The organism is Cupriavidus sp. PET2-C1 (assembly GCF_054515855.1).
In genome coordinates this window covers 1,659,973-1,683,246 of the sequence record NZ_CM137259.1, presented here as the reverse complement: position 1 = coordinate 1,683,246, position 23,274 = coordinate 1,659,973, and the positions used below count along the sequence as shown (strand labels likewise).

Genomic DNA, 23,274 nt, shown 5'->3' with positions numbered 1-23,274 from the left:
ACCCGGAGACACCATGACAGCAGTATCGGCAAGCGGTAGCAGCAATAGCGGCGCGGCAGCATCGGCAGCGCCCGCCTCGCGCCATCCCTGGCGCGCGGTGATCTCAGCCTCGATCGGCAATGCGCTGGAGTGGTTCGACCTGGTCGTCTACGGCTTTTTTGCCGTCACCATTTCCGCGCTGTTCTTCCCCAACCACGATGAAAACACCTCGCTGCTGCTGACGCTCGGCACCTTCGGCGTGTCGTTCTTCATGCGGCCGCTGGGCGCGGTGGTGATCGGCGTCTATGCCGACCGCAAAGGCCGGCGCGCCGCGCTGACGCTCTCCATCCTGCTGATGATGGTGGGCACGCTGATCATCGCGCTACTCCCCACCTATGCCGCGATCGGCGTCATGGCGCCCATCGGCATCGTGCTGGCGCGCATGATCCAGGGCTTCTCGGCCGGCGGCGAATTCGGCAGCGCCACCGCCTTCCTGGCCGAGCACGCGCCCAACCGGCGCGGTTTCTACTCCAGCTTCCAGGTCGCCAGCCAGGGCCTCACCACCCTGCTTGCCGCGGGCTTTGGCGCGGTGCTCACCACCACGCTCACGCCCGACCAGATGCAATCCTGGGGCTGGCGCGTGCCCTTCCTCTTTGGCCTGCTGATCGGCCCGGTGGCGTACTACATTCGCCGCCACGTCGACGAAACCCCCGAATTCCTCCAGGCCGAGACCACCGAGACGCCGCTGCGCGACACGCTCAGCCACCAGAAGGAGCGCCTGCTGCTGGCCATGGGTGTGGTCATCGTGGCCACGGTGTCGACCTACCTGGTGCTGTACATGCCCACCTACGCGGTCAAGCAGCTCGGCCTGCCGCCCTCGGCGGCATTTGCCGCCACGCTGGCCACGGGCGTGGTGCAGATGCTGTTCGCCCCGCTGGTCGGGCACTGGTCGGATCGCTATGGCCGCATCCCGCCCATGCGCCTCGCCGCGCTGCTGTTGCTGGTGTCGATCTGGCCGCTGTTCTGGCTGCTCAGCCACTATCCCGGCTTCGGCGTGATGCTGGCGGTGCAGGTGGTGCTGGGATTGATGATGACGCTGTACTTCGGCGCGCTGCCCGCGCTGGCGTCGGAGATCTTCCCGGTCAAGACGCGCACCACGGGCCTCTCGCTCTCGTACAACATCGCGGTGACGCTGTTCGGCGGGTTCGCGCCCTTCATCCTGACCTGGCTGATCGGTGCCACCGGCAGCAAGCTGGCGCCGAGCTTCTACCTGATGGCCTGCGCCGTGGTGAGCCTGGTGGCGCTGGGCCAGACGCGTGCGCGCCTGGGCATCCGCTAGCCGCGCATGCGTTGGTTTGTTCATCCTGTTCCATCACGAAAAAATAAAAAAGGAGTCTTCATGGCAGCACGCCAAGCCCATTCCCCTGCCGCGCTGCGCGCCGGCGTTTCCGCCCTCGCGCTGGCCGCCGGCCTGCTGTGCCTGGCACCCGCCGCCGCGCAGGCGCAAGCCACCGGCAGCGAGAGCCTGCAGGCCCAGATCGAGACCCGCGCCAAGGCCGTCGAAGCTCAGCTGATCGCCTGGCGCCGCGACATCCACCAGCATCCCGAACTTGGCAACTATGAGGTCCGTACCTCCAAGCTGGTGGCGGACCATCTGCGCAAGCTCGGCATGGAAGTCACGACGGGGGTCGCCAAGACCGGCGTGGTAGGCGTGCTCAAGGGCGGCAAGCCGGGCCCCGTGGTGGCGCTGCGCGCGGACATGGATGCCTTGCCGGTGAAAGAGCGCGTGGACGTGCCCTTCGCCTCCAAGGCCAAGGGGCAGTACCTCGGCAAGGAAGTGGACGTGATGCACGCCTGCGGGCACGACACCCATGTCGCGATTCTCATGGCCACGGCCGAGGTGCTGGCCGGCATGAAGGACCAGTTGCCCGGCACGGTCAAGTTCATCTTCCAGCCGGCCGAGGAAAGCCCGGCGGATTTCGAGCCCAACGGCAGCAATATGTGGGGCGCCAAGCAGATGGTGGCTGAGGGTGTGCTGGACAATCCCAAGGTGGATGCCATCTTCGGCCTGCACGTGAGCAGCGGCATCGAGTCGGGCAAGCTGGCCTGGCGCAGCGGCCCGTCGATGGCCGCAGCCGACCAGTTCTGGATCGACGTCAAGGGCCGCCAGACCCATGGCGCTCGCCCCTGGGGCGGCATCGACCCGATCGTGGTGGCGTCGCAGATCGTGCTAGGCCTGCAGACCATCCAGAGCCGCCAGGTCAACGCCATGCTGGAGCCTTCGGTGATCACGGTCGGCACCATCCACGGCGGCAACCGCATGAACATCGTGCCGGAGAAAGTCGAAATGATGGGCACGGTGCGCACCTATGACGAAGGCATGAAAAAAGACATCCATGCCCGCATGAAACGCACCACCGAAGCCATCGCCAGCAGCGCCGGCGCCGAGGCCACCTTCAAGGTCGTGGAGCTTTACAACGCCACCGTCAACCAGCCCGCGCTGACCGACAAGATGGCGCCCACCCTCAAGCGCGTGGCCGGTGATGGCAACTGGATGATCGCGCCCAAGGCCACGGCGTCGGAGGATTTCTCCTTCTATCAGGAGAAGGTGCCGGGGTTGTTCTTCAACCTGGGTGTGACGCCCAAGGGCGTGGACGTGACCAAGGCAGCATCCAACCACTCGCCGGAGTTCTATGTGGATGAGTCCGCGCTGGTGAATGGGGTCAGGGCGCTAGCTGGCCTGACGGTCGACTATATGACGATGGCGCAGCGATAAGGGGGGGCGGGCAGTCCGCGCAAGGCGTGCGAGCCACCTCCGCCTCGCCACCTGCCCGCCGACTGCCCGCCGATTGCCCGATTACCTGCCCAAAATGGTCAGGCAGGCCACGGCCTCTTCCACGCCGTGCAGGCCGCCGCCGTTCTCGGCAATAGCGATTCGCGCGCCGTCCACCTGGCGCGCGCCTGCCTCTGCGCGCAACTGCGATACCAGCTCATAGACCTGCCCGAGGCCGGTGGCGCCGATTGGGTGCCCCTTGGACTCCAGGCCGCCGGAGGTGTTGACGGGGATGCGCCCGCCGATACTCGTATCGCCCCGCTCCGCGGCCAAGCCACCTTCGCCGGGCTCGCAGAGGCCGAGTGCCTCCACCTGAATCACTTCGCCGATGGCGCTGGCGTCATGCACTTCCGCGACCGAGATATCGCGCGGCCCCACCCCGGCGATCCGGTAGGCGTCGGCCGCCCCTTTGCGCACAAGGTGGTCGGCAAGCTGTGCCGGCGCGCGGTCGCTGCCGGTCACCACGACGGACGCGAGCACCCGGATGGCACGGCTGCGGCTGCCGTGGAGCCGGGCAAGAGCCGCCTCGCTGCACACGATGGCAGCGGCAGCCCCATCGCTGATGGGCGAGCACATCGGCAGTGTCAGCGGGAACGTGATCGGCGGCGCGGCCAGGATTTCCTCGATGGTGTAGGCCTCGCGGTATTGCGACAGCGGGTTGTGGACGGAATGCCGATGGTTCTTGGCGGAGACGGCGGCAAAATGGCGCTGCGTCGACCCGTATTCCCGCATGTGCATCCTGCCCATGGCCGCGTAGATGTCCATGAACACGCTGTAGGGCCTGGGTGAGGTCGAGCCATCCGGCACTTCCACGCCTTCGCCCATGGCCAGTAGCCGGGCGGTGCCGGCCGCCTTGTCGTGAACGTCCCACGCACCATCGAACACGCTCAGCGTGCGCGCCTTGTCAGTGGAGAACATCTTCTCCGCACCCACCGCCAGCACGATATCGGCGGCGCCCGCCTTGACGTACTGGACCGCCAGGTGCAGCGCCGAGCTGGCGCTGGCGCACGCATTCTCGACATTGATCACCGGGATGCCCTGGATACCCATGCTGCGCAGCGCGATCTGGCCGCGGATCATGTCCTGGCCCTCCATATGCCCCTGCGTGCAATTGGCAAAGAAGGCGCCCTGCAACGCACGGGCCTCGCAGCCCGCATCCTTCAGGGCAGACGTCACGGCTTCGCGCGTCAGGTCCTTGATGCTCTTGCCGATCTGCTTGCCGAATGGCGTCATGCCGACGCCAGCGATATATACCGTCTCGCTCATTATCTTTCCCCAAGGCGATGGCACCGTGCGTGCCATGCCGCACCGGCGCCATCGCGTCATTACCGCTTTAGAACTGCGTCACGTTCCAGGCCAGGTAGCCCTGCTCTGCCTGGGCACCAATCAGTTCCCGCGCGCCGAAGGCCGCGGCCGGCGAGGCAAAGCCGGTCGCCTTCAGCTTGCCGGCCAGGAGGCGCCGGGTGGCCTCCGCATTGAAGACGCCGGTCTGTGCATACGGTGAGTTGCCGCGCAGCACGACCGATACCGATGCCGTGTTGCCGCGCCCGAAGCACGACAGCACGCAGCGATTGATGTTGGGGTCTTCGCGCGGGGGCTCCACCGTGGTCATGCCCTTGCCCCAGTCATTGGTGATCTGCTCCCGCTCTTCATGCGGGAGCTGCCGGCAGTCGGCTTCGAACTTCTGCAGCATGCCGAACACTGCCTGGAACGCGTCCTGGTTCTTGAAGGACACCAGCGTGCGTGCATGGCGCACACGCTCGTCGCCCTCATACCAGACCGGCTCGCCACCACCGCTCCATGGCAAGGCCATGATCGCGGCGTGTTCGCCAGGCACGTTGACGGTGTAGGCCGTGGCATAAGGCCATTCGACCAGCGCGCGGTCCTGGATGCGGTACTGCGGATTGGTGCACATGCGCAGGAACGACATGGTCGATGCCACGCTGACCTGCGAGTCGGCCAGATACACGGTTTCCAGCGTGTCGATGCCCGGCGTTTCCAGCGCCAGCTCCGTGGCCAGCACGCCCTCGGCCCACATATAGGAATTCGCGGGGCAGAGCAGCAGGTCGCGCTGGCGGAACTTCTCGCCGAACTCCCGCTTCAGCAGCAGCATCCAGTCCTGCTCACCGGTGGTGTCGAGATAGTGCGCTCCGGCCTCCAGCGCAGCCTGGACGACCGGCAGCCCCAGTTGCATGAAGGGCCCCACCACATTGATGACGACCTGGCGCCCGGTAAACAGGGACAGCAGGTCGGCGTGCTCGTGCCGCACGCCCACGCAACGGTAGTCGTGGCCTTCCAGTTCCGGAACCAGCGCCATCTGCGCCTCCAGGCGTGCCTGGTCGCGCCCGGCCGCAATGAAGGGAATGCCGGCGGTGGCCAGCTTCCAGGCAATCAGCTTGCCGGTGTAGCCGCTTGCGCCATAGACGACGACTTGGTATTGATCGGTACGCATTTTGTGTCTCCTGAGAATCAATGGCGGGCATGGTTTGCCCTGTCCGTTTTGTGTTTTGTGGCTTAAGCCGGTACTTCCTGGAAAACGTTGTCGCGCCGGGCCTGGAACGCTTCCAGCAGGAAGCGTTCCTGTGGTTTCTCCGAAGCCGTCTTGGGTATTTCCGCGATGACCTGGAGGTAGGACGGCACCATGCCGGCACTCAGCCGCTTGCGGCAGCTGGCGAACAGGGCCTGCGGATCGAGCGCCCCGCCGCGTGCCGGCACAATGGCGGCGACCACGTCCTTCTCGCCGGGCGCGCCGGATGCCGCCGGCACGCCGTAGACATAGACGTCGGCCACGTCCTCGCATTCGGCGATGACCCGCTCGATCTCGCCGGGCTGGATGAAATCCCCGTTGTGCCGGATGCCGCCGCCGATGCGGTAGTCGAAGTAGAGCCAGCCGTGCTCGTCGCGGTGCCCGATGTCGCCCATGCGCAGCCAGCCATTGCTGGTCTTTTTCGCGGATGCGTCGGGGTTGTGCAGGTAGGCCACATCCGCCGGCGTGCCGTTGGCAAGCTGAAAGATCAGTTCCCCTGGCTGGTTCGCCGGGACATCCCGGTCCTGATCGTCGACGACCCGGACATTGAGGAAAGGCGGCGGCTTGCCGATGCTGCCAACCGGCCCTTCGCCCAGGTTGACGCAGAGCCCGCCCTCCACCGCGCCGTAGAACTCGACGATGCGCACGCCGAACCGCTTCGCGAACGCTTCCCAGATGGCGGCGGGCATGCCCGCGCTGATGACAAAGCGCACCGGGTTGTCCGCATCGTTGGCCTTGGGCGGCTCGCTGTAGACGGCGGTGGTCATGCCGCCAAGCAGCGTGAAGGTGGTGCAGCCATACCTGCGGGCGACGTCCCACAGGCGCGACTTGGTGAAGCGCCGGCTGAAAACCGTGCGCATGCCGAGCTTGAGCGTCGCGGCCAGCGTCACGATCTGCGCATTGCCGTGCGTCAGCGAGAGGCCGGTATAGGGACGGTCATCCCGTACATAGCCGAACAGCGGCGCCCACCCCGCGGCAGCGCCATAGCGCGCGTGCCGCATGACCACGCCCTTGGGATCGCCGGTGGTGCCCGAGGTGTACATGATCTGCATCGGGGCCAGCGGATCCACGCTGCGGACAGTCTGCGTGGCAACCGCCGCGCTCAGGATATCCCCCATTCGCGGATAGTCACCCTGCAGCGGCAGTACCTTCGAGGAATCGGACTCCAGCAGCCAGACCCATTGCAGGTCCGGGACGTCCTGCCTGACCGCCATCAGCGTCTGCACCGCATAGTCGGCACAGATGACGCCCCTGCAGCCCGAATGGCGCAGCATGTAAGCGAGCTTGTCGCCACGGGTGCGGGGATCGATCGGCACGAACACGGTGCCGCTGATCGATGCACCGACCATGGCGTCGACGAACTCGGGGTGGTTCTGCATCAGCAGCGCAAACCTGTCGCCTGGCGCCATGCCTGCCTGGTCGAGGGCGGCCGCGATGCGGCAGCCATTTTCCCAGAGCTGGCGGTAGGTCCTGACCTCGGCGGGGCCGCCCTCGTGGTCGAAGGTCAGCACGTCGCGGTCCGGCTCTGATTCCGCACGGTTGGCAATCAGGTTGGCCAGGATCAGTTCATCGCGCGTGGCCGCGGTGCCGGCTGCCACGCCAGCCTCGGTCGCGCCCATCACACACGCTCCTCGTCGACCAGGTAGGCCCCGCCCTTGATAGCCAGGACCTCGTTGCAGCCATCCTCGATCAGCGATGCCCGCGCGTCGCGCAGGATCTTCTCGATCGGGTACTCGCGCGTCAGGCCATTGCCGCCGAAGATCTGCAGCGCGTCGCTGGCCACTTCGAACGCATGCTGCGTCGAGGTGACCTTGGCCATCATCCCCGCATGCAGCGCGGGCGGATCGTTGGTCAGGTTGTAGTGCACGACACGCTGGGCGAGTGCCCGGGCGCATTCCACCTTACGTGCCAGATGGAACAGGCGGTGGGCCACCGACTGGTGACGGATGATGGGCACGCCGCCCTGCTTGCGCTCATGGGCGTAATCAAGCGCGAGCTCATACGCGGACCTGGCCGTGCCGGTGAACACGGTGGCCATGATCGAATTGGCGAAGGTGTGGATGGCATAGACCGCCGTCAGGTAGTCATCGGGGCCGGCGAGCAGGTAGTCCTTCGACAAGCGCACGTTGTCGAAGTAGATCTCGCCCTGGTTGAGCGCGCGCTGGCCCATCTTGTCCAGCGGCTTGCCGCGCGAAACGCCGGGTGCGTCCATCGGTACATAGACCACGCAGCCGCGCCGGCTGTCCGGGCCGTTGCCGGAGTCGGCGGCACAGTAGAGGATGCAGACCTCGGCAATGGTGCCGTTGGATACCCACGCGGACTTCTGCCCGTTGATCACGACGGCGTCACCGTCCAGCGTGGCCACGCAATTGGGCCGCCCATAGTTGCCCTGGGGATGGAAGATCATGCGGTTCGCATCCAGCGAGTCCGAGCCGTGGTCCGGCTCGGTAATGCCCCAGCAGCCAAGCATCGTGTCGGGGAAGCGCTCCATCAGGAAGCGATTGCCGAATGCGGCCGCCATGAAAGCGGGCAGCAGGCCGGCGCCGATCGAGATGGCCAGGCCCGCATCTCCCCAGCCCAGTTCCTCGAACAACACGCAAAGGACTTGGGCGCGCTCGGACGGCTCGAGTTCGAAGATGGATTGGATGGTGAAGCCCAGGTCGAGGTACTGCTTGCGCGACTTCCAGAACGGCGAGTCAGGCGCGATCACCTCGTCGGGCGTCATCTTGTCGAGCCGGATGCCGACCGGCCGAAGCACCTCTTCGGCAAAGCGGTGCACCGTCTCCTGGACCATGGCCGCCGTCTCGGACAGCGCCGGCTGCGCGCCAAGGGGACCAAGCTTGGGTTTTGGGGATGCCGGCATGGCTGCCGGTTCGACGTCAGGGGTGGCCGTGGCTTTCATGGTGTGTCTCCTTGTGTTCAGGTGTCCGGTCGGTACGTCTGAGAGTGCGTCCGATCTCTGTGCCTGAAGCTTAGGGCGCCGTGACTTGCGCCTGCATCACGCTGAACCGTGAATCGGTGGCTGGCGCGGTGTCACGGAAATCCGTGATTGCCGGTGCGGTGCCCGATATGCCACTGGCGGCTAGCGCCGGGACGCGGTACGCTGGTGACCGCTTGATCGCCCCGTCCCCCGTGCCGCCAACGTCGAACCGTGCCCATGCTCTCTGGCAACGATCCTTTTTCCGGCCCTGCGCTAAATCCGCTCAAGCTGGCGCCGCCCGGCGAGATCGGGCCAGGCGTCGAGCGAAGTGCCATTGCTGCCACCTGGGCTGACAGCCGCGCCGCCGTGACGCTGGTCTGCGCCCCGGCCGGCTTTGGCAAGACCACGGCGATGCGACAGCTCCTGGTTGCCGCGCGGCAGCACGGCGTGCCGGCTGCCTGGCTCAATCTCGACAGCGCTGACAACGACCTGGGCCGGATCACGCCCTATCTCTGGGCAGCCCTGCACACGGCACTGCCTTCGCTGGGAGAAGCACCATCAACCGGCCAGTGGATCGATGCCTCTCGGGGGCTGCCGGGCGGATCCGCCCGGCAACTGCTCGACGTGCTGTCCCGGGTAGAGACACCCTTTGTGTTGTTCGTGGATGAATTCGAGCTGATCAAGGACAGCAGCGTGTTGTCCCTTTTCAGCGAGCTGGCCTTCAGTCTTGGCCCGGGCCAGCGCTTGGTGCTCGGCTCACGCCACAAGCCTGGCCTGCCGCTCGGGCGCCTGCGTGTGCAACAGCGCCTGCTGGAAATCGACGCGCCGATGCTGCGCTTTGGCGCCGGCGAAGTCCGCGATTACATGACGGGCTGCCGTGGCATTGGCATGGCGGATGCGGACCTGGACGAACTCCAGGCCCGCACCGAGGGTTGGCCCGCGGCGCTGCAGCTCGCGGCCTCGGCACTGGCCGGGCGCGCAGACTCGCGAGCGTGGCTGCAGCAGCTTTCCGGCACAACCGGCAACCTCGCGGAGTACCTGGCCGAAGACGTGCTGTCCAGGCTGTCCGAGCCCCATCGCCGCTTCGTGCTGCGCTCGTCCATTTTCGAGGCGATCTGCCCCCAGCTCTGCGATGCCGCGTTCGGGAGCGCGAACAGCGCGGACTGGATTGCGCAGAGCGTCCGTGACAACCTCTTCCTGCTGCCGATCGAGGCCGAAGGCGACTGGTATCGATACCATCCCCTGTTCAGGCAGTTCCTTCGTGCACAGCTCACGCGCACCGCCGCGCAGGAACTGGCCGGGCTGCATGTGCGCGCGGCGAACTGGCTGGCATCGACGGCCCGTTACGCCCAGGCCATCGCGCATGCTTCGGCTGCCGGCGATACCGCGCTGACCGCCGATCTGCTCGAACGCTGCGGCATGGATTATGTACGTGGCGGGCAAATGGCCCTGGTGGTGCAGTGGGCCGACACGCTGCCGCACGCCGAACTTGAACGGCGTCCTGCCGTGCTGGCCGCTACCGCGTACGCCATGGTTTTCCTGCACCGGTATGCGGCCGCGGAGCGCCTGCTGGGCGCGCTGGAGAAGCATCCCGGAGCCAGCCACGAGGAAGACGTCACCGTCTTGCGGGTCATGTTGTCAGCCTGGCTGGACCGGATGGACGATGCTGTCCTGGCGGCGCGCACGGCCCTGGCGGGCGCGGGGCTCGCATCGCCCTTTGTCAGCGGCCTGCTCCAGAACGCGGTGGCGTACGGCGATATGCTGCAGGGACGCTTTGTCCCGGCCCGGCATGCGCTGTTGCAGGCAAAGCGCGAGCTCGAATCCGTCAACGCGATCTACGGATTGACCTACAGCGCCTGCATCGAAGGCATGATCGACATGCTGCAGGGCAATGTCCGCGACGGCCTTGCCCGCTTCAGTGCCATGCTGAACCGCATCGTTGCCAGCGGGCAACGCTACACCAGCTCGGGCCCGGTTGCATGCACGCTGCTGGCTGAAGCACTCTACGAACTTGGCGACAGCGCCGCCGCCGACGCGCTGCTGAGCGAATACCTGCCCCTGATCCGCGACACCTGCCTGCCGGACCACCTGATCGTCGCCCATCGGCTGGCTTCCCGCATCGCGTGGCTGGGCGGCGACGCCGGCAAGGCCCTGGACCAGCTCAACACACTCCAGGGGCTTGGCGACGCACGCGGCATTGCACGCTTGGGCATGGCGGCCGCCATCGACAGGAGCCGTCTTGCCTTGCTGGCGGGCGATGTCTCCAGCGCGAGGCATGCACTGGCCGTGGCCGCGTCATTGGCGCCACCTTCCGGTACCCTGATGCCTTACTCGGACGACCTCGACGATCTCGAGATCGCCAGCTTTCGCATTGCGCTGGCGGCCCCCGGCGAAGAAGCCGATGTGGAACGCATCGAAGCCGCACTGCGCCTTGCAGAGCGCAGCGGCCGTGCGCGGCGTGCCGTGCGCCTCGCTTGGCTGCTGGCGCAGGCGCACCATGCCGCGGGCCGGTCTGCGCAAGCACAGATCTGGCTTGAGCGCGCCCTGGCACAGAGCCAGGCGTGGCAGACGCACCGGATCCTTGCCGATGAGCCGTGGCATCTGCAGCCACTGCTTGCATCACTGGCATCGCGGCAGCATGTCTTCGATCCGCGGTACCTTGAGCGACTGGTACAGGCCGCACAGGCCTCATCGCAGCGCGGGACGCCCGTGCGCGGCGAACAGGAAGGCCTGCTCAGCCCCCGCGAACTCCAGATCATCCGGCGCGTCGCCGATGGCCACTCCAACAAGGCCCTGGCGCGTTTGCTGTTTGTTTCGGAAAACACCGTCGAGACACACCTGCGCCGCATCAATGGCAAGTTGGGCACAGGCAACCGGATGCAGGCCGTGGCACGCGCGAGGGAAATCGGACTTCTATGACCGAAATCCTTGGCGAGTGCAATGATCGATATCGCATCCAACATGGATGACGGCTTATGCGTCGACTACGGAGGTCCGGGGGACGCCGCGAAGTATCCACATTGTTTTTGCCTTACCCAATCGGCAGTTGCCGCACCGGTTTGCCGGTGAGCTGGGCGACGGCATGTGCCACGGCCGGTGCGACCGGGGGCACTGCAATTTCACCAACGCCACTGGGCTCGGCCGTGCTGGGCACTAGGTGGGTTTCGATCACCGGTGCCTGCGCCATCGTCAGCAGCGGATAGTCGGGGAAGTTGGCCTGTACGACCTGCCCGTCCTTGATCTGGACCTGGCCGTACAGCGCCGCAGTCAGCCCGAAGATGATCCCGCTTTCCATCTGCTGCGCAACGATGTCCGGATTGACCACCGTGCCGCAGTCCACGGCGCAGACAACGCGATGTACAAGCGGCTTGCCGTCCTTGAGCGATACTTCCGCCACCTGCGCCACCACCGAGCCAAACGCATTGTGCAGCGCGAGCCCACGCGCACGCGGTGCGCCGTCCGCGGCCGGTGCCAGCGGCTGGCCCCAGCCTGCCGCCTGCGCCAGGGTGTCGAGCACCTTCAGCTCGCGCGGGTGCGCCTTGAGCAAGTCGCGCCGCATCGCCAGCGGGTCTAGCTTGGCAGCGGCCGCCACATCGTTCAGGAAGCCCTCCAGGAAGAACCCGGTGTAGGAATGGCCGACGCTGCGCCAGAACCCGATCGGTACCGGCAAATCGACCACCACGTGCGCGATGTGCTCGTGCTCGATCTCGTACGGCAGGTCGAACAGGCCCTCGGCTGCATAGCGGTCAATACCGGCCGACGGCGCGCCGAACAGACGCTCCAGCTCGCCGGCCAGGATCGACTGCCCGGCACTGCGCGAGGCGATGGCCGTCACCTTGCCGTTCTCGACGCGTGCCTTCAGCCGTGCGATGGCCTGCGGGCGATAGAAGTCGTGGCGGATGTCGTCTTCGCGCGCCCAGATCACCTGTACCGGGCGGCCCTCAGTCTTGGTGGCGATCGACACGGCCTGGCCGATGAAATCCGACTCCAGCCGCCGTCCGAATCCGCCGCCAATAAGCGGGATGTCGATCTTCACCTGGTCCCGGCTCACACCTGCGGCGCGCGCGGCGACCAGTTGCGCCAGCGTGGCCACCTGGGTGGGCGCCCAGAGCTGCACGCCATCCCTGGTCACCTGCGCCGTGCAGTTGATCGGCTCCATGGCGGCATGCGCCAGGTACGGCACACTGTATTCGGCCTCGACGAGGGTTGCGCCACCCGTCTTGTCAAAGGCCTTCAGGCCATCGCCCATCGAACGGTACGTGAAGCCGCCCTTGTCGCTGTCGAGCGCGCCGACGAGCTGCTGCCGGATGCCCGCGGAATCGAGCGAGGCATGCGGCCCGTTGTCCCAGGCCGGCTCGAGCTTTTCCAGGGCCTGGCGTGCCTGCCAGTAGTGGTCGGCCACCACGGCCACACCCGGTGCGCCACCCGTCGATCCATCGAACGGCACGACATAGCGCACGCCGGGCATGGCAAGCGCCGCCTTCGACTGGAAGGTCTTGAGCTTGCCGCCAAACACCGGACACATGACGACCGCCGCATACAACATGCCGGGAGGCCGCGCATCGATGGCAAAGCGTGCGCTGCCATCCGTCTTGGCGGCGATGTCATTGCGCGGTGCAGGCTTGCCAATCAGTTGATATTGCGCAGCCGGTTTGAGCGTGACGCTCGATGGCGGCGCAATGTCGCGCGCCTTCCGCGCGACCGCGGAGAAAGGCATCCGCTTGCCGCCCGGGCCAATGAGCTGGCCTTCCCGCACCGTTACCTGCGCCGCCGGCACGCCCCATTCGCGCGCAGCAGCTTCCACCAAGGCGGCGCGCGCGGTCGCGGCGGCCTCGCGCACTGGCTGCCAGCCGTCGGCCACGCTGCTGCTGGCGCCGGTGATGATGAGGCCGATCTCGCGCGCGCTCTTAGCCATGATCCAGTGCAGTGCGCGCGCCCAGGTCTTGTCGGCATCGTCCGGATGCAGCGGCAGCGAGCTGTCGCCCATGGCGACGACATTGCCGTAGATGCGCTCGATGGGCGACGACTCGATGCTCACCCTTGCCAGCGGAATATCGAGCTCCTCGGCGGCCAGCATCGACAGCGCGGTGTGGATGCCCTGCCCCATCTCCACCCGCGGCATGGCGAGGATGACGTTGCCTTCCGGCGTGATCTTGATCCAGCCGTTCAGGGCAATCTGGCCGGACGTTTCAGGAAACACTGCGGGATCGCCAAGCCGGCTGCGCGGGGGCATCACGCCCCAGCCCACCACCAGCGCGCCGCCAAGGCCGAGCGCCCCGAGCAGGAATCGGCGCCGCCCGCGGCGCGGGGTCGTTGCGTTGGCGTTCATGCGCGGCCCTCCCGCAGCGCCTTCGCGGCACGCTTGATGGCGGTGCGCACGCGCGGATAGGTGCCGCAGCGGCACAGGTTGGTGATGGCCGCATCGATGTCGGCATCCCCTGGGTCTGGCTGCCGGGCCAGGAGGTCCGCCGCCGCCATCAGCATGCCCGACTGGCAGTAGCCGCATTGCGGCACCTGTTCGTCAATCCAGGCCTGCTGCAGCGCGTGGCGCTTGCCCGGTGCGCTGGCCAGCCCTTCGATCGTGGTGATGCGCTTGCCGGCCACCGCCGCCACCGGCAGGACGCAGGACCGCACCGCCGCGCCATCCAGATGCACGGTACACGCGCCGCAAGCCGCGACGCCGCAGCCGAACTTCGTGCCCGTCAGGTTCAGGTGGTCCCGCAACACCCACAGCAAGGGGGTGGCCGGGTCGCATTCAACGCTGACCGGCTGGTGGTTGACGTCCAGATCCATGTGTTATTTCCTTGCCCTTACCAAAATGCATGCTGGCTTGCCGCGCATGCCGAGCGCGTTGGCCGCGCAGTTGCGCGGACCATCGACGGTCCATTAGCCAGTCCTGCCTGACCGGCGCCGGCTTGCCTTGCGAAGTGTAGTGACATCGCCCGCCCCCAGGGCCGGGCTTTCCATTTCCCCTGACCGCATCCGCGACAGCACCCTCCTCGCGTTGGTGGCGCAGTCAATATCCTCAGGCTTCGCCTCAATCTCCGCCAGCAGTGCGACGAGGTGCGCCTTGCTCTGCGCAAGCCGCGCCTCCAGCGCCTCGATGTCCTGCACCTTGCCGCGGAGCGCTTCAATCAACGAGCCATGCTTCCAGTGCGCCAGCTCGGGCGGTAGCAGCGTACGAATCTCGTCGAGACTAAAACCGGCTTGCTGCGCAGCCGCGATCAGGTCAAGCACCAGCACCGTTTGAGGCGGATAGGTCCGATAACCGTTCGGCTGACGCTCGACCTTCAACAGGCCGATGCCTTCGTAAAAGCGGATGCGCGAAGGGGCAAGGCCAGTGCGCTCCGCCAGTTCCCCGATCTTCATGCTCGCCACACTCCTCCTCAAACAGTTTGAAGTCGCCCTCAAGAATCTCTGGCTCTCTACGTCAGTTAAAACTACGTCAGTTAAAACGCGCTACTCAGCCTGGCTGCAGGGCTCAGCGTTTGGCCAACGCCATCTTGGCTTGCAGGCTGAATGCGTCTTTCAGGTGCCACGTCATATCAGCTCGAAGCGCAAACCAGCATGGCGCGTCAGGCGGTCGATAAAGCGCTCGTCGAATATCGTTGCCGGTGTCCAGAAGCCGCCACCGCGCCCGATCTTGATACCGTTCTTAACGTGGTCCAGTGCCAGGCTGGCCGCCGCCTGGCCAAGTATCTTGCTGGTGGAGCCATAACCCGGATCGCGATCACCGGTGACTTTCACACGTAAGGCATGCCCCCCTTCGGTTCGACCCAGGAAGCGCAGATCGTAGCGACCGGCCAACTGTGCCGCAGGGCTGGGCCCTTCGCCGGGCTTGGGCAACAAGAAGCGCTCCATCACGCCGCGTATGGGGCTGATGACGGCTCCCACCATGAACGCACCGAGACCCGCCACGATCGTCAGTGCGGTCAAGCGGCCTTTGAAACCCACCCCTGTCAGCAGCGCTTCGTCATACGTGAACGGGTTGCCATAGGCCTGACCTGACAAGGCGTTGGATCGGTGAACCACGCGCTCATTGATCGCCGCCATGACGAAGGGGGCTATCCAGGCATCGAAGTCAGTATCGAATTCGGCGGCTCTAACGTAGCGCTGGCGTGCCGTGAAACCGTGGCCTCTGGGGCAAAGTGCATAGGGGTTGACCAGCTCCTTGCGCAAGGAAGGATCGGCAGCGGCCTCCTTGACCACGTTGATCATGCTGGCCACCGTGCCGCCTGAAGCGCCACCCTTGATTGTCTTGACGCGCATCTTGACATGGGCGGCCGGGGCACCAAAATGCCGCATCGCCTGTCGCTGCAAAAAATAGACGCCCATGTCGGAGGGCACCGAATCGAAGCCGCAGCAATGCACAATGCGCGCCCCCGATTGCTGGGCCGTGGCCTCATATTTCTCGATCATCCGCTTGATCCACTGGGTCTCGCCGGCGAGGTCGCAGTAGTCCGTGCCACTTGCAGCGCACACCTTGATCAGCGGTTCGCCATACAGGGCGTAGGGGCCGACGGTGGACACCACCACCCGGGTCTGCGCACACAGGGCTCGCAACTGGGCTTCGTCAGCAGCGTCCGCCACGATGATGGGCAGGGACTGCCCCGCCGCGCCCAGCGAGCGCCTGACGTCCTCGAGCTTCGCTTCGGATCGGCCCGCAATGGCCCAGCGCAAGGTTTCAGCCCGACCGGAGAGGTATTCGGCCAGGTACCGCGTCAGGATCTGACCAACAAAGCTGGTGGCGCCAAATACGACGACGTCATAGCCTGGGGCGGTCATGGACGTTTCCTTGCGGCGCTGATTGCCGAGGGGCTGGAATTCAAGCCTTCCGGCTCACCTTCCAGCGGTCCAAATTCGATCCGTGTGAACCGCCTATCCATATTCATTGCGTTTTCTCGATGATTGACCCTGTACGCGGTACCCGAGACAAGCCGATCAACTGTGGGCAGCCAACACTTTAAGGTTAAACACAACTTTAAGGTCAAGCATCCAGATGCGGATAGTTCGGGTTAGTCTCATTTCGGTCACCTTGTGGGGCCAAACAGCCGCCAGTCGGCGTCCAGTTCTCGCAGCCATCCACGGCGATGCTCATACATCACCTCAAAAAAGGTGTTGACCTTAAAGTTGACTTCAACCTTAAAGTCGAGCCACGACAAACGAGGTGACCCCATGAACGTGTTCGACAAGTTGATCCTCCGTAACGGTTCAACCGTTCCGAATCGCATCGCCAAAGCCGCCATGGAAGAGAACATGGCGGATGCTGACCACGCCCCCTCCGAGGCGCTGATGCGCCTGTACAAGGCCTGGGCAGAGGGGGGTGCCGGCCTGCTGATGACCGGCAATGTGATGGTGGACAGCCGTGCCATGACAGGACCCGGCGGCGTCGTGCTGGAAGACGCCAGGCACCTGGACCGGTTCAAGCGCTGGGCACGGGTCGGCCGATCCAAGGGGGCGCAGTTCTGGCTGCAGATCAACCATCCCGGCCGCCAAATGCCTGCCAATCTGGGGCAGCCCACCTGGGCTCCCTCCGCTGTGGCAATGAACCTGGGCAATATGTCCAAGCACTTCAACACGCCGCAGGCGATGACGCAGGAGGTTATCGAGGACGTGATCCAGCGCTTTGCCCGTACGGCGCAACTTGGGGAACAGGCAGGTTTCACCGGCGTCGAAATTCACGCGGCGCACGGCTACCTGCTGAGCCAATTCCTCTCGCCGTTGAGCAACCAAAGAACAGATGCGTGGGGTGGCGCGCTGGAGAACCGCGCCCGCCTGCTCTTTGAGATCGTCAAGGCCGTACGCGCCGTGGTTTCGCCCGGATTCGCGGTTGCCGTCAAGCTGAACTCTGCCGACTTCCAGCGTGGCGGCTTCAGCGCGGATGACGCCCGCCAGGTTGTGAAGCTGCTCAACGAGCTGGCCGTTGACCTGGTCGAGTTGTCGGGAGGGAGCTATGAGGCCCCGGCCATGCAGGGTGACGCCCGCGACGGCAGCACGCTCGCCCGCGAGGCCTACTTTGTCGAGTTCGCCCACGACATCCGCGCGGTGGCGAAGATGCCGGTGATGGTCACAGGCGGCATCCGCCGTCGGCCGGTGGCCGAGCAAGTGGTCAAGAGCGGCGTGGACATGGTTGGCATCGGTACCGCCCTGGCCATCGACCCCAATCTGCCGCGCGACTGGCGTGCCGGCAAAGACAGTGCGCCTGCGTTGCTGCCGATCGGTTGGAAGAACAAGCCACTGGCTTCATTGGCCAACATGGCGGCAGTCAAGTTTCAACTGCGCAAACTCAGCCGGGGCAAGGCCACTGATCCCAAGGTGTCACCGCTGCGCGCGCTGATCCTGCAGCAGGTGTCCAACGCATGCCGCGTCCGCCAATACCGGCGCTGGATGGCTCAGCGCGCCCATGCCTGACAGGCCAGACAGGCCAGACAGGCCAGGCAACTCTGCAAGCTCCCTCAACTTAGCCACCCAGAGTATCGTCAATATGAACATCAGAAATCTTGCAGCTACGGCAGGTGCAATCCTGAGCGCCATCTCGAATCCCTCATGGGCCGATGGCACATCGAACGCTATGCAATCCGAAAGCACAACAATCAACCTCGCTGGCCATCAGGTCCCTGTGGTCAAAGGCGGGCTGTATGACCGCTATCGCTCCAATCCTCCGCTTTCCGCCATTGAATCCGAAGCGCCAGACATTGACTTGAGTTGGTTCAAGGAACTCAAGAAGGAGAAAGTAGATATTGGCTTTGAATCCTATTCGCCAAATTTCTACTACAAGAACAGCAGGGTGACGGCCATCTTTACCGCCGACCTGGACAAGCTGCGGGAATTGATACCTGCCCAAGTGCTGGAGAAGGTTCAACCGCTTCAGGTCTGGCCGGGCAGAGGCCTTGTCGCACTCACCGCCTACGCATATCACTATTGCGACAACGACAGCTACAACGAGATTGGTCTCTCCGTCATCACGAATCGGCCGGGCAGCTCCAGTCTTGGGCCGCTGACCTTGCTGAGTCAGGCGATGTCGAACGACTTCTGGGGCTATGTACTGAAGCTTCCGGTAAATACCGAGCTCGCCAGGGTACGGGGTGTTGTTGGCTACAATCTACCTAAGTGGCTGACGGACATTCACTACCGCGAAACCGACGAGTCGGTTGTCGTCGAGATCTTTGACAGTGAGACGGGCAAAGCCGATGTCACCATCGAAGCCAGGAAGCTGGACGAGCTTTCGAAAAAGATCTCCATGGTGACCAATAGCTTTACAAATGTCGATCAGCAAGGGCGATTAACCACTGGTTATGCAACTTCCCGTCAGCTCAGTCATGCCTCCAGCACAAGTGCGGGGGCGGTGAGCCTCAGTCTGACTGAAGGCAGTTTATCGACATTCATCAAGTCCCTGAAGCTAGGCAAGATGCTCAAGTACGAGTACGTGCCCGAATTCCAAAGTGCGCTGTACTCCCCCAAGCCGCTGTGATCCTTTCTTGTCGTCGAGTCGACGCCGGTAGCCATCCTCAAGCCAGGAGCCGCCTTGCCTTGTGGCCGGTGGGCGCCGCAAAGCGCAAGCGGCTCTTCACGCGTGCGGCCAGAAAAGCGACAGCCCAGCACGCCGGTCGGCTATCATGCCATTCCTCTCCGAAGTGGCCCCCTATGATTTCCGTCCGTAATGTCACGCTGCGTCGTGGCGTCAATGTCGTACTCGACCTCGCGTCCGTCACTTTCAATCCCGGCGAAAAGATTGGTCTTGTCGGCCGCAATGGCGCCGGCAAGTCGTCCTTCTTCGCCCTTCTCAACGGCACGCTGCACGAAGACAGCGGCGAGTTCTCGATTCCCGCTGCATGGAAGATGGGCCAGGTCGCGCAGGAGATGCCGGAGACCGAGCAGAGCGCGACCGACTTCGTCGTCGAGGGTGACACCGCGCTGCTGGCCGCGCAGGCCGAAGTAGCCGCCGCCGAGGCCAGCGACGACGGCATGCGCATGGCGCACGCCTACATGGCCCTGCACGACGCCGGTGCACACGATGCCCCCGCACGTGCCCAAGCGCTGATCCTGGGCCTTGGCTTCAGTGCTGCGCAGCTGAGTCAGCCGGTCAACAGTTTCTCCGGCGGCTGGCGCATGCGACTGCAACTGGCGCGCGCGCTCATGTGCCCGTCCGACCTGCTGCTGCTCGACGAACCGACCAATCACCTGGACCTCGACGCGCTGGTCTGGCTGGAAGCCTGGCTCAAGCGCTATCCAGGAACCCTGGTAGTGATCAGCCACGACCGCGAGTTCCTCGACGCGGTGACGCAGGTGACGGTGCACGTCGACAATGCCAAGCTCGTGCGTTATGGCGGCAACTACAGCAAGTTCGAAGACATGCGCGCTGAGCAACTCATATTGCAGCAGGCGGCGGTGGCCAAGCAAGCAGACAAGATCGCCCACCTGCAGAAGTTCATCGACCGTTTCAAGGCCAAGGCCTCGAAGGCGAAGCAGGCGCAGAGCCGGGTCAAGGCGCTCGAACGCATGGAGAAGATCGCACCGGTGCTTGCCGACGCAGAGTTCACCTTCGAGTTCAAGGAGCCGCTCAACGTCCCGAACCCGCTGTTGTCGATGCTGGACGCGAGCTTCGGCTACCCGGCGCCGACCGACGCACTGCCCGGCACGCCGCCCACGGTCATCGTGCGGGGCATCAATCGTTCCGTGCTGGCCGGGCAGCGCATCGGCATTCTCGGTGCCAACGGTCAAGGCAAGTCCACGCTGGTGAAGACGGTGGCGCACGCGCTGGCGCCGATTTCCGGCGAAATCAGCGAAGGCAAAGGCCTGAATATCGGCTACTTCGCACAGCAGGAACTCGACGTGCTGCGCCTGCTCGACACGCCGATGGAACACATGATCCGCCTTGCCAAGGACACGCCGGCGCACATGCGCGCCCCCGGCCAGAGTGGCACCGAGCAATCCCTTCGCACCTTCCTCGGCACATTCAGCTTCAGCGGCGACATGGTCCATCAGGCGGTTGGCACGATGAGCGGCGGCGAAAAGGCGCGGCTCGTGTTGTGCATGATCGTGTGGCAGCGCCCCAACCTGCTGCTGCTCGACGAGCCTACCAACCACCTGGACCTGGCCACACGCGAAGCGCTGGCCATGGCGCTCAACGAATTTGAAGGCACAGTGATGCTGGTCAGTCACGACCGGGCCCTGCTGCGCGCCGTATGCGACGAGTTCTGGCTGGTCACCAAGGGCGGCGTCGAGCCCTTCGACGGGGATCTGGACGACTACCAGCAGTTCCTGCGCGACGAAGCCCGTCGCATGCGCGAGCAGGCTGCCGCAGAGTAGGAGGTCATCGCCTGAAATGGTGAGCTTCACAGGATTCAGCGTGAAGGTCGCCATTGAGCGCCTCGAGACTGATACGAACCTCGGCGCCGAGATCGTTCTCGGACTCACTTCGCCCACTCTGTTTCGCTGGATCGAACGGCAGAGATGGGGCGGTAGGGAACGACCGCCGTTCCGCCCCCTCCGTGGACCGGAGGCGGCCATCAAGAGACGTCCCCCATGGCCCGGAGGCAGGCCGCAGTGCCAAATCGACAACGCTAATCCGATACCGGGTCGTGACTGCATATGCAGAGCTTGTTTCCGTCGGCATCCCGGAAATATGCGCCGTAGTAGTGGGGGTGATACTGGACTCTCAGGCCAGGGGCCCCTTCGCAATGCGCTCCGTTTGCAAGCGCGCAGGCGTATGCCCGATCAACCGTCTGCCGGTCACGCGCCAGCAGCGCCAACATCTGGCCGTTTCCACCTCGCGCGGCATTGCCGTCATATGGCTTGCCAATAAGGAATAGCGGCCGCGGTGCGTCCGTTGCCATCCACCCTGCCCATGGCTTGTCGCGTTCGCAGAATTTGAGGTGATGTCCCAACTCCTGCATCAAAGCCGAATAAAACTCGAACGCAAACGGCTGATTTCGGCAAGCCGGGGGACCGAATCGGGTCGGGAAGAGACCGGAGTCCCCTCCCGGCCAAAGGGACCTCAGGCTCGCAAAGCCTTTAGTGTGTTGCGTTGACCGGTTGAATCCGCAGTATGCTTTCGCCAAAATTCAGAGCGGCGCGTCTGTTGTCAGCGCCGGAGCCACGGTCGACATATGAATCTTGTCCGCAGAATCCTTATCCTGGTTGCCCTCTCTTTTGCTGGTCTGACATTCGCGTCGCCAGGACAGCCACTGTCGGCGCATGCGTGGCATCGCAAAGCCGTCGGTTTCAGCATTGCCGTGTATTACCTGTCCCCGCCGGCGGCTGATCCGTTAAAGGCGGCGCGTGCGTTGGCGGCGGACCGGCGGTTTGGCCTGAAGGTCGTCGACAAGATCGACAAGTCCGCATTTGAGCATGCATTGCTGCAAGTTGCCTACAGCAACAAGGTGGCGCGCGACTACGCACCACCGTCGCTAGAATTGCTGCGCTATTTCGGGCGCGGCCTGACGATCGAGCAAGCCCAGGCGCTGCAGAAGGCACCGCACGTGCTGATCCTGAGCTTCGCGCATCCCGCAAGCCAGGCGACGGCTGCCTTGCGGCAGGCTGAGACGCTCGTCGCCGAGCTGGCCCGACAAGGGCAAGCGGTTATCTGGGACGAGGAAACGCGCGAGGCGTTCACGGCCAACGCATGGGAGGCCGCACGCCTGCAGTCTTGGGAAGGCGCAGTTCCCGACGTGTCCAAGCAGATCATCATTCACGCCTATAACAATGACGGGCATACACGCGCCATTTCGCTCGGCATGGCCAGGTTCGGACTGCCCGATCTCGTCATCAATGACACCATCTGGTCGCTGAATACGCCATTGGGCCACGCGATCAATGGTGTAGGGCAGCAACTGGTGGAATCCGGCCTGCCCGATGACAAAGGTTCGCTCACGTTCAGTATCGCGGGACTCCGCCATACGGCGGTACGCAAGCGTCTGAGCGACGGCGTTCTGTCTGGTGGTAGCGGGCAAGGTCGCTTGCGTCTGCTCGAAGCGCCGGCGGAGCAAGGAGATCCCGAGAATGCGCTGGCTGCGCTGACGTTCGACACCTATGCGGGCAGCAGCGCCACGGAACGCCAAGTCAATTTCGTCAAGGCGGTATTCGGCTCGCAGCCCGACGACGTCGTTGCAGTTCGCCAGGACGCAGCATTGCGCGAGGCCAGCAAGCGGGCACGCTTGCAATTGCCGGCGCTGCAAAAGGCATTCCAACGCGGCCTTTCGCCCGGCGAGCAATTGCAGGTCAAAGCACCGTTCGTCACGAAGAATGGCGACCGAGAATTCATGTGGGTCGAGGTGATGGAATGGAACGGTGAGCAGATCAAGGGGATGCTTCGCAGCGATCCGCGCTTTGTGCCCGGTCTGAAGGCGGGACAGATTGTGGAAGCGCGCCAGTCGGAAGTGTTCGACTATCTGCGTCGCTGGCCTGATGGCCGCACTGAAGGCAACGAGACATCGAAGCTGCTGAAGCAGCGCTGAACGGATCGTAAATCAAGGGCATCGTCTACCTCGATCCCAAGGTAGCGTACGCTCACGCCATAAATCGGGCGGCGAGCCGCCGCTTGTCGGTTACGGTCGATGCCACAGTCGGCCCGCTCCCGGCCATGGCCAGCCCTCGCCAGGCTGCACTCCCGCGCGCGGTCAGATGCTATGCCCCTCCCCCGGGTTTTGAGGAGGTTCCCCCCTTGAGAGAATGGAGCTCCTCAAAACCCAGGGCGGTTCAGCGGGCGAGAAGCGGTAGGCAGGGCCCTACCCTAAATCGCTACAGCGCAACAATTCTAGTCGCGGCGAATGCCACTGCCCAATGTGTGAGAATCGCCGCCATTAACGCCGCGACTAGCGGGCCGGTTCTCTCGACGCGCGTGCTTAGCACGAACCCCAACACGCCAAACAGAACCGGTGGAGCGGGTATCAACAGGATCAAGCCAAACAGCATCCGCGCATCAGCAGGGCACACGTCTATTCCAACGCATGTCCCAGGCTGCGGCGTGCATAGCCGCAGGAACATGTCACAGAGGTACGCATCAATGACGGAAGA

At 64.6% G+C, this 23,274-nt stretch carries 16 protein-coding genes; 7 read left to right on the top strand and 9 right to left on the bottom strand.

The window, feature by feature from the left end:
* The first annotated feature begins 13 nt into the window (after window positions 1-13).
* Both ACX12D_RS07720 and ACX12D_RS07715 read left to right on the top strand, forming a co-directional pair.
* A complete protein-coding gene (locus ACX12D_RS07720; RefSeq protein ID WP_441630725.1) occupies window positions 14-1,318 on the top strand; it encodes an MFS transporter in 1,305 nt (434 codons plus the stop codon).
* 60 nt (window positions 1,319-1,378) lie between these two features.
* On the top strand, window positions 1,379-2,755 hold the full coding sequence (locus tag ACX12D_RS07715; RefSeq protein ID WP_459373526.1) for an amidohydrolase: 1,377 nt from the start codon (window positions 1,379-1,381) through the stop codon (window positions 2,753-2,755).
* A gap of 81 nt (window positions 2,756-2,836) precedes the next feature.
* On the opposite strand, the gene ACX12D_RS07710 is transcribed toward ACX12D_RS07715, so the two are convergent.
* The 4 genes from ACX12D_RS07710 to ACX12D_RS07695 all read right to left on the bottom strand — a co-directional run bounded on the left by ACX12D_RS07710 (window position 2,837) and on the right by ACX12D_RS07695 (window position 8,241).
* Window positions 2,837-4,078, bottom strand: a complete 1,242-nt coding sequence (locus ACX12D_RS07710; protein ID WP_459373525.1) for a thiolase family protein — start codon at window positions 4,076-4,078, stop codon at window positions 2,837-2,839.
* Window positions 4,079-4,145: 67 nt separating this feature from the next.
* Window positions 4,146-5,264, bottom strand: coding sequence for a saccharopine dehydrogenase family protein (locus tag ACX12D_RS07705; protein WP_459373523.1), 1,119 nt, complete (start codon window positions 5,262-5,264; stop codon window positions 4,146-4,148).
* A 62-nt stretch (window positions 5,265-5,326) separates the two neighbouring features.
* A complete protein-coding gene (locus tag ACX12D_RS07700; protein WP_459373522.1) occupies window positions 5,327-6,958 on the bottom strand; it encodes an AMP-binding protein in 1,632 nt (543 codons plus the stop codon).
* On the bottom strand, window positions 6,958-8,241 hold the full coding sequence (locus ACX12D_RS07695) for an acyl-CoA dehydrogenase family protein (protein ID WP_459373520.1): 1,284 nt from the start codon (window positions 8,239-8,241) through the stop codon (window positions 6,958-6,960). Before ACX12D_RS07695 ends, ACX12D_RS07700 begins: the two co-directional genes overlap by 1 nt.
* A 255-nt stretch (window positions 8,242-8,496) precedes the next feature.
* Between ACX12D_RS07695 and ACX12D_RS07690 the strand changes: the two genes are divergently transcribed.
* Window positions 8,497-11,178, top strand: a complete 2,682-nt coding sequence (locus ACX12D_RS07690) for a LuxR C-terminal-related transcriptional regulator (RefSeq protein ID WP_459373519.1) — start codon at window positions 8,497-8,499, stop codon at window positions 11,176-11,178.
* Between the two features lie 112 nt (window positions 11,179-11,290).
* Here the strand turns inward: ACX12D_RS07690 and ACX12D_RS07685 are convergent, their stop codons facing one another.
* From ACX12D_RS07685 to ACX12D_RS07670, 4 genes are all read right to left on the bottom strand, one after another.
* Window positions 11,291-13,588, bottom strand: a complete 2,298-nt coding sequence (locus tag ACX12D_RS07685; protein ID WP_459373518.1) for a xanthine dehydrogenase family protein molybdopterin-binding subunit — start codon at window positions 13,586-13,588, stop codon at window positions 11,291-11,293.
* Window positions 13,585-14,052, bottom strand: a complete 468-nt coding sequence (locus ACX12D_RS07680) for a (2Fe-2S)-binding protein (protein WP_441630709.1) — start codon at window positions 14,050-14,052, stop codon at window positions 13,585-13,587. Before ACX12D_RS07680 ends, ACX12D_RS07685 begins: the two co-directional genes overlap by 4 nt.
* Before the next feature lie 93 nt (window positions 14,053-14,145).
* Entirely contained in the window at window positions 14,146-14,628 is a 483-nt protein-coding gene (locus ACX12D_RS07675; protein ID WP_459373517.1) for a MerR family transcriptional regulator, read from the bottom strand.
* Window positions 14,629-14,799: 171 nt separating this feature from the next.
* Window positions 14,800-16,044, bottom strand: a complete 1,245-nt coding sequence (locus tag ACX12D_RS07670; protein ID WP_459373516.1) for a saccharopine dehydrogenase family protein — start codon at window positions 16,042-16,044, stop codon at window positions 14,800-14,802.
* A 390-nt stretch (window positions 16,045-16,434) separates the two neighbouring features.
* Here ACX12D_RS07670 and ACX12D_RS07665 point away from each other — a divergent pair, with 390 nt between their 5' ends.
* The 3 genes from ACX12D_RS07665 to ACX12D_RS07655 all read left to right on the top strand — a co-directional run bounded on the left by ACX12D_RS07665 (window position 16,435) and on the right by ACX12D_RS07655 (window position 20,568).
* Window positions 16,435-17,670, top strand: a complete 1,236-nt coding sequence (locus tag ACX12D_RS07665) for an NADH:flavin oxidoreductase/NADH oxidase family protein (RefSeq protein ID WP_459373515.1) — start codon at window positions 16,435-16,437, stop codon at window positions 17,668-17,670.
* 73 nt (window positions 17,671-17,743) lie between these two features.
* Window positions 17,744-18,730, top strand: coding sequence for an acetoacetate decarboxylase (ADC) (locus ACX12D_RS07660; RefSeq protein WP_459373514.1), 987 nt, complete (start codon window positions 17,744-17,746; stop codon window positions 18,728-18,730).
* Window positions 18,731-18,903: 173 nt separating this feature from the next.
* Window positions 18,904-20,568, top strand: a complete 1,665-nt coding sequence (locus ACX12D_RS07655) for an ABC-F family ATP-binding cassette domain-containing protein (RefSeq protein ID WP_441630702.1) — start codon at window positions 18,904-18,906, stop codon at window positions 20,566-20,568.
* A gap of 254 nt (window positions 20,569-20,822) precedes the next feature.
* On the opposite strand, the gene ACX12D_RS07650 is transcribed toward ACX12D_RS07655, so the two are convergent.
* Entirely contained in the window at window positions 20,823-21,155 is a 333-nt protein-coding gene (locus ACX12D_RS07650; protein ID WP_459373958.1) for a VOC family protein, read from the bottom strand.
* Between the two features lie 213 nt (window positions 21,156-21,368).
* Here ACX12D_RS07650 and ACX12D_RS07645 point away from each other — a divergent pair, with 213 nt between their 5' ends.
* The gene (locus ACX12D_RS07645; protein WP_459373513.1) at window positions 21,369-22,715 is read left to right on the top strand and encodes a DUF2314 domain-containing protein; all 1,347 of its coding nucleotides are present in this window, start codon (window positions 21,369-21,371) and stop codon (window positions 22,713-22,715) included.
* The last annotated feature ends 559 nt before the right edge of the window (window positions 22,716-23,274 follow it).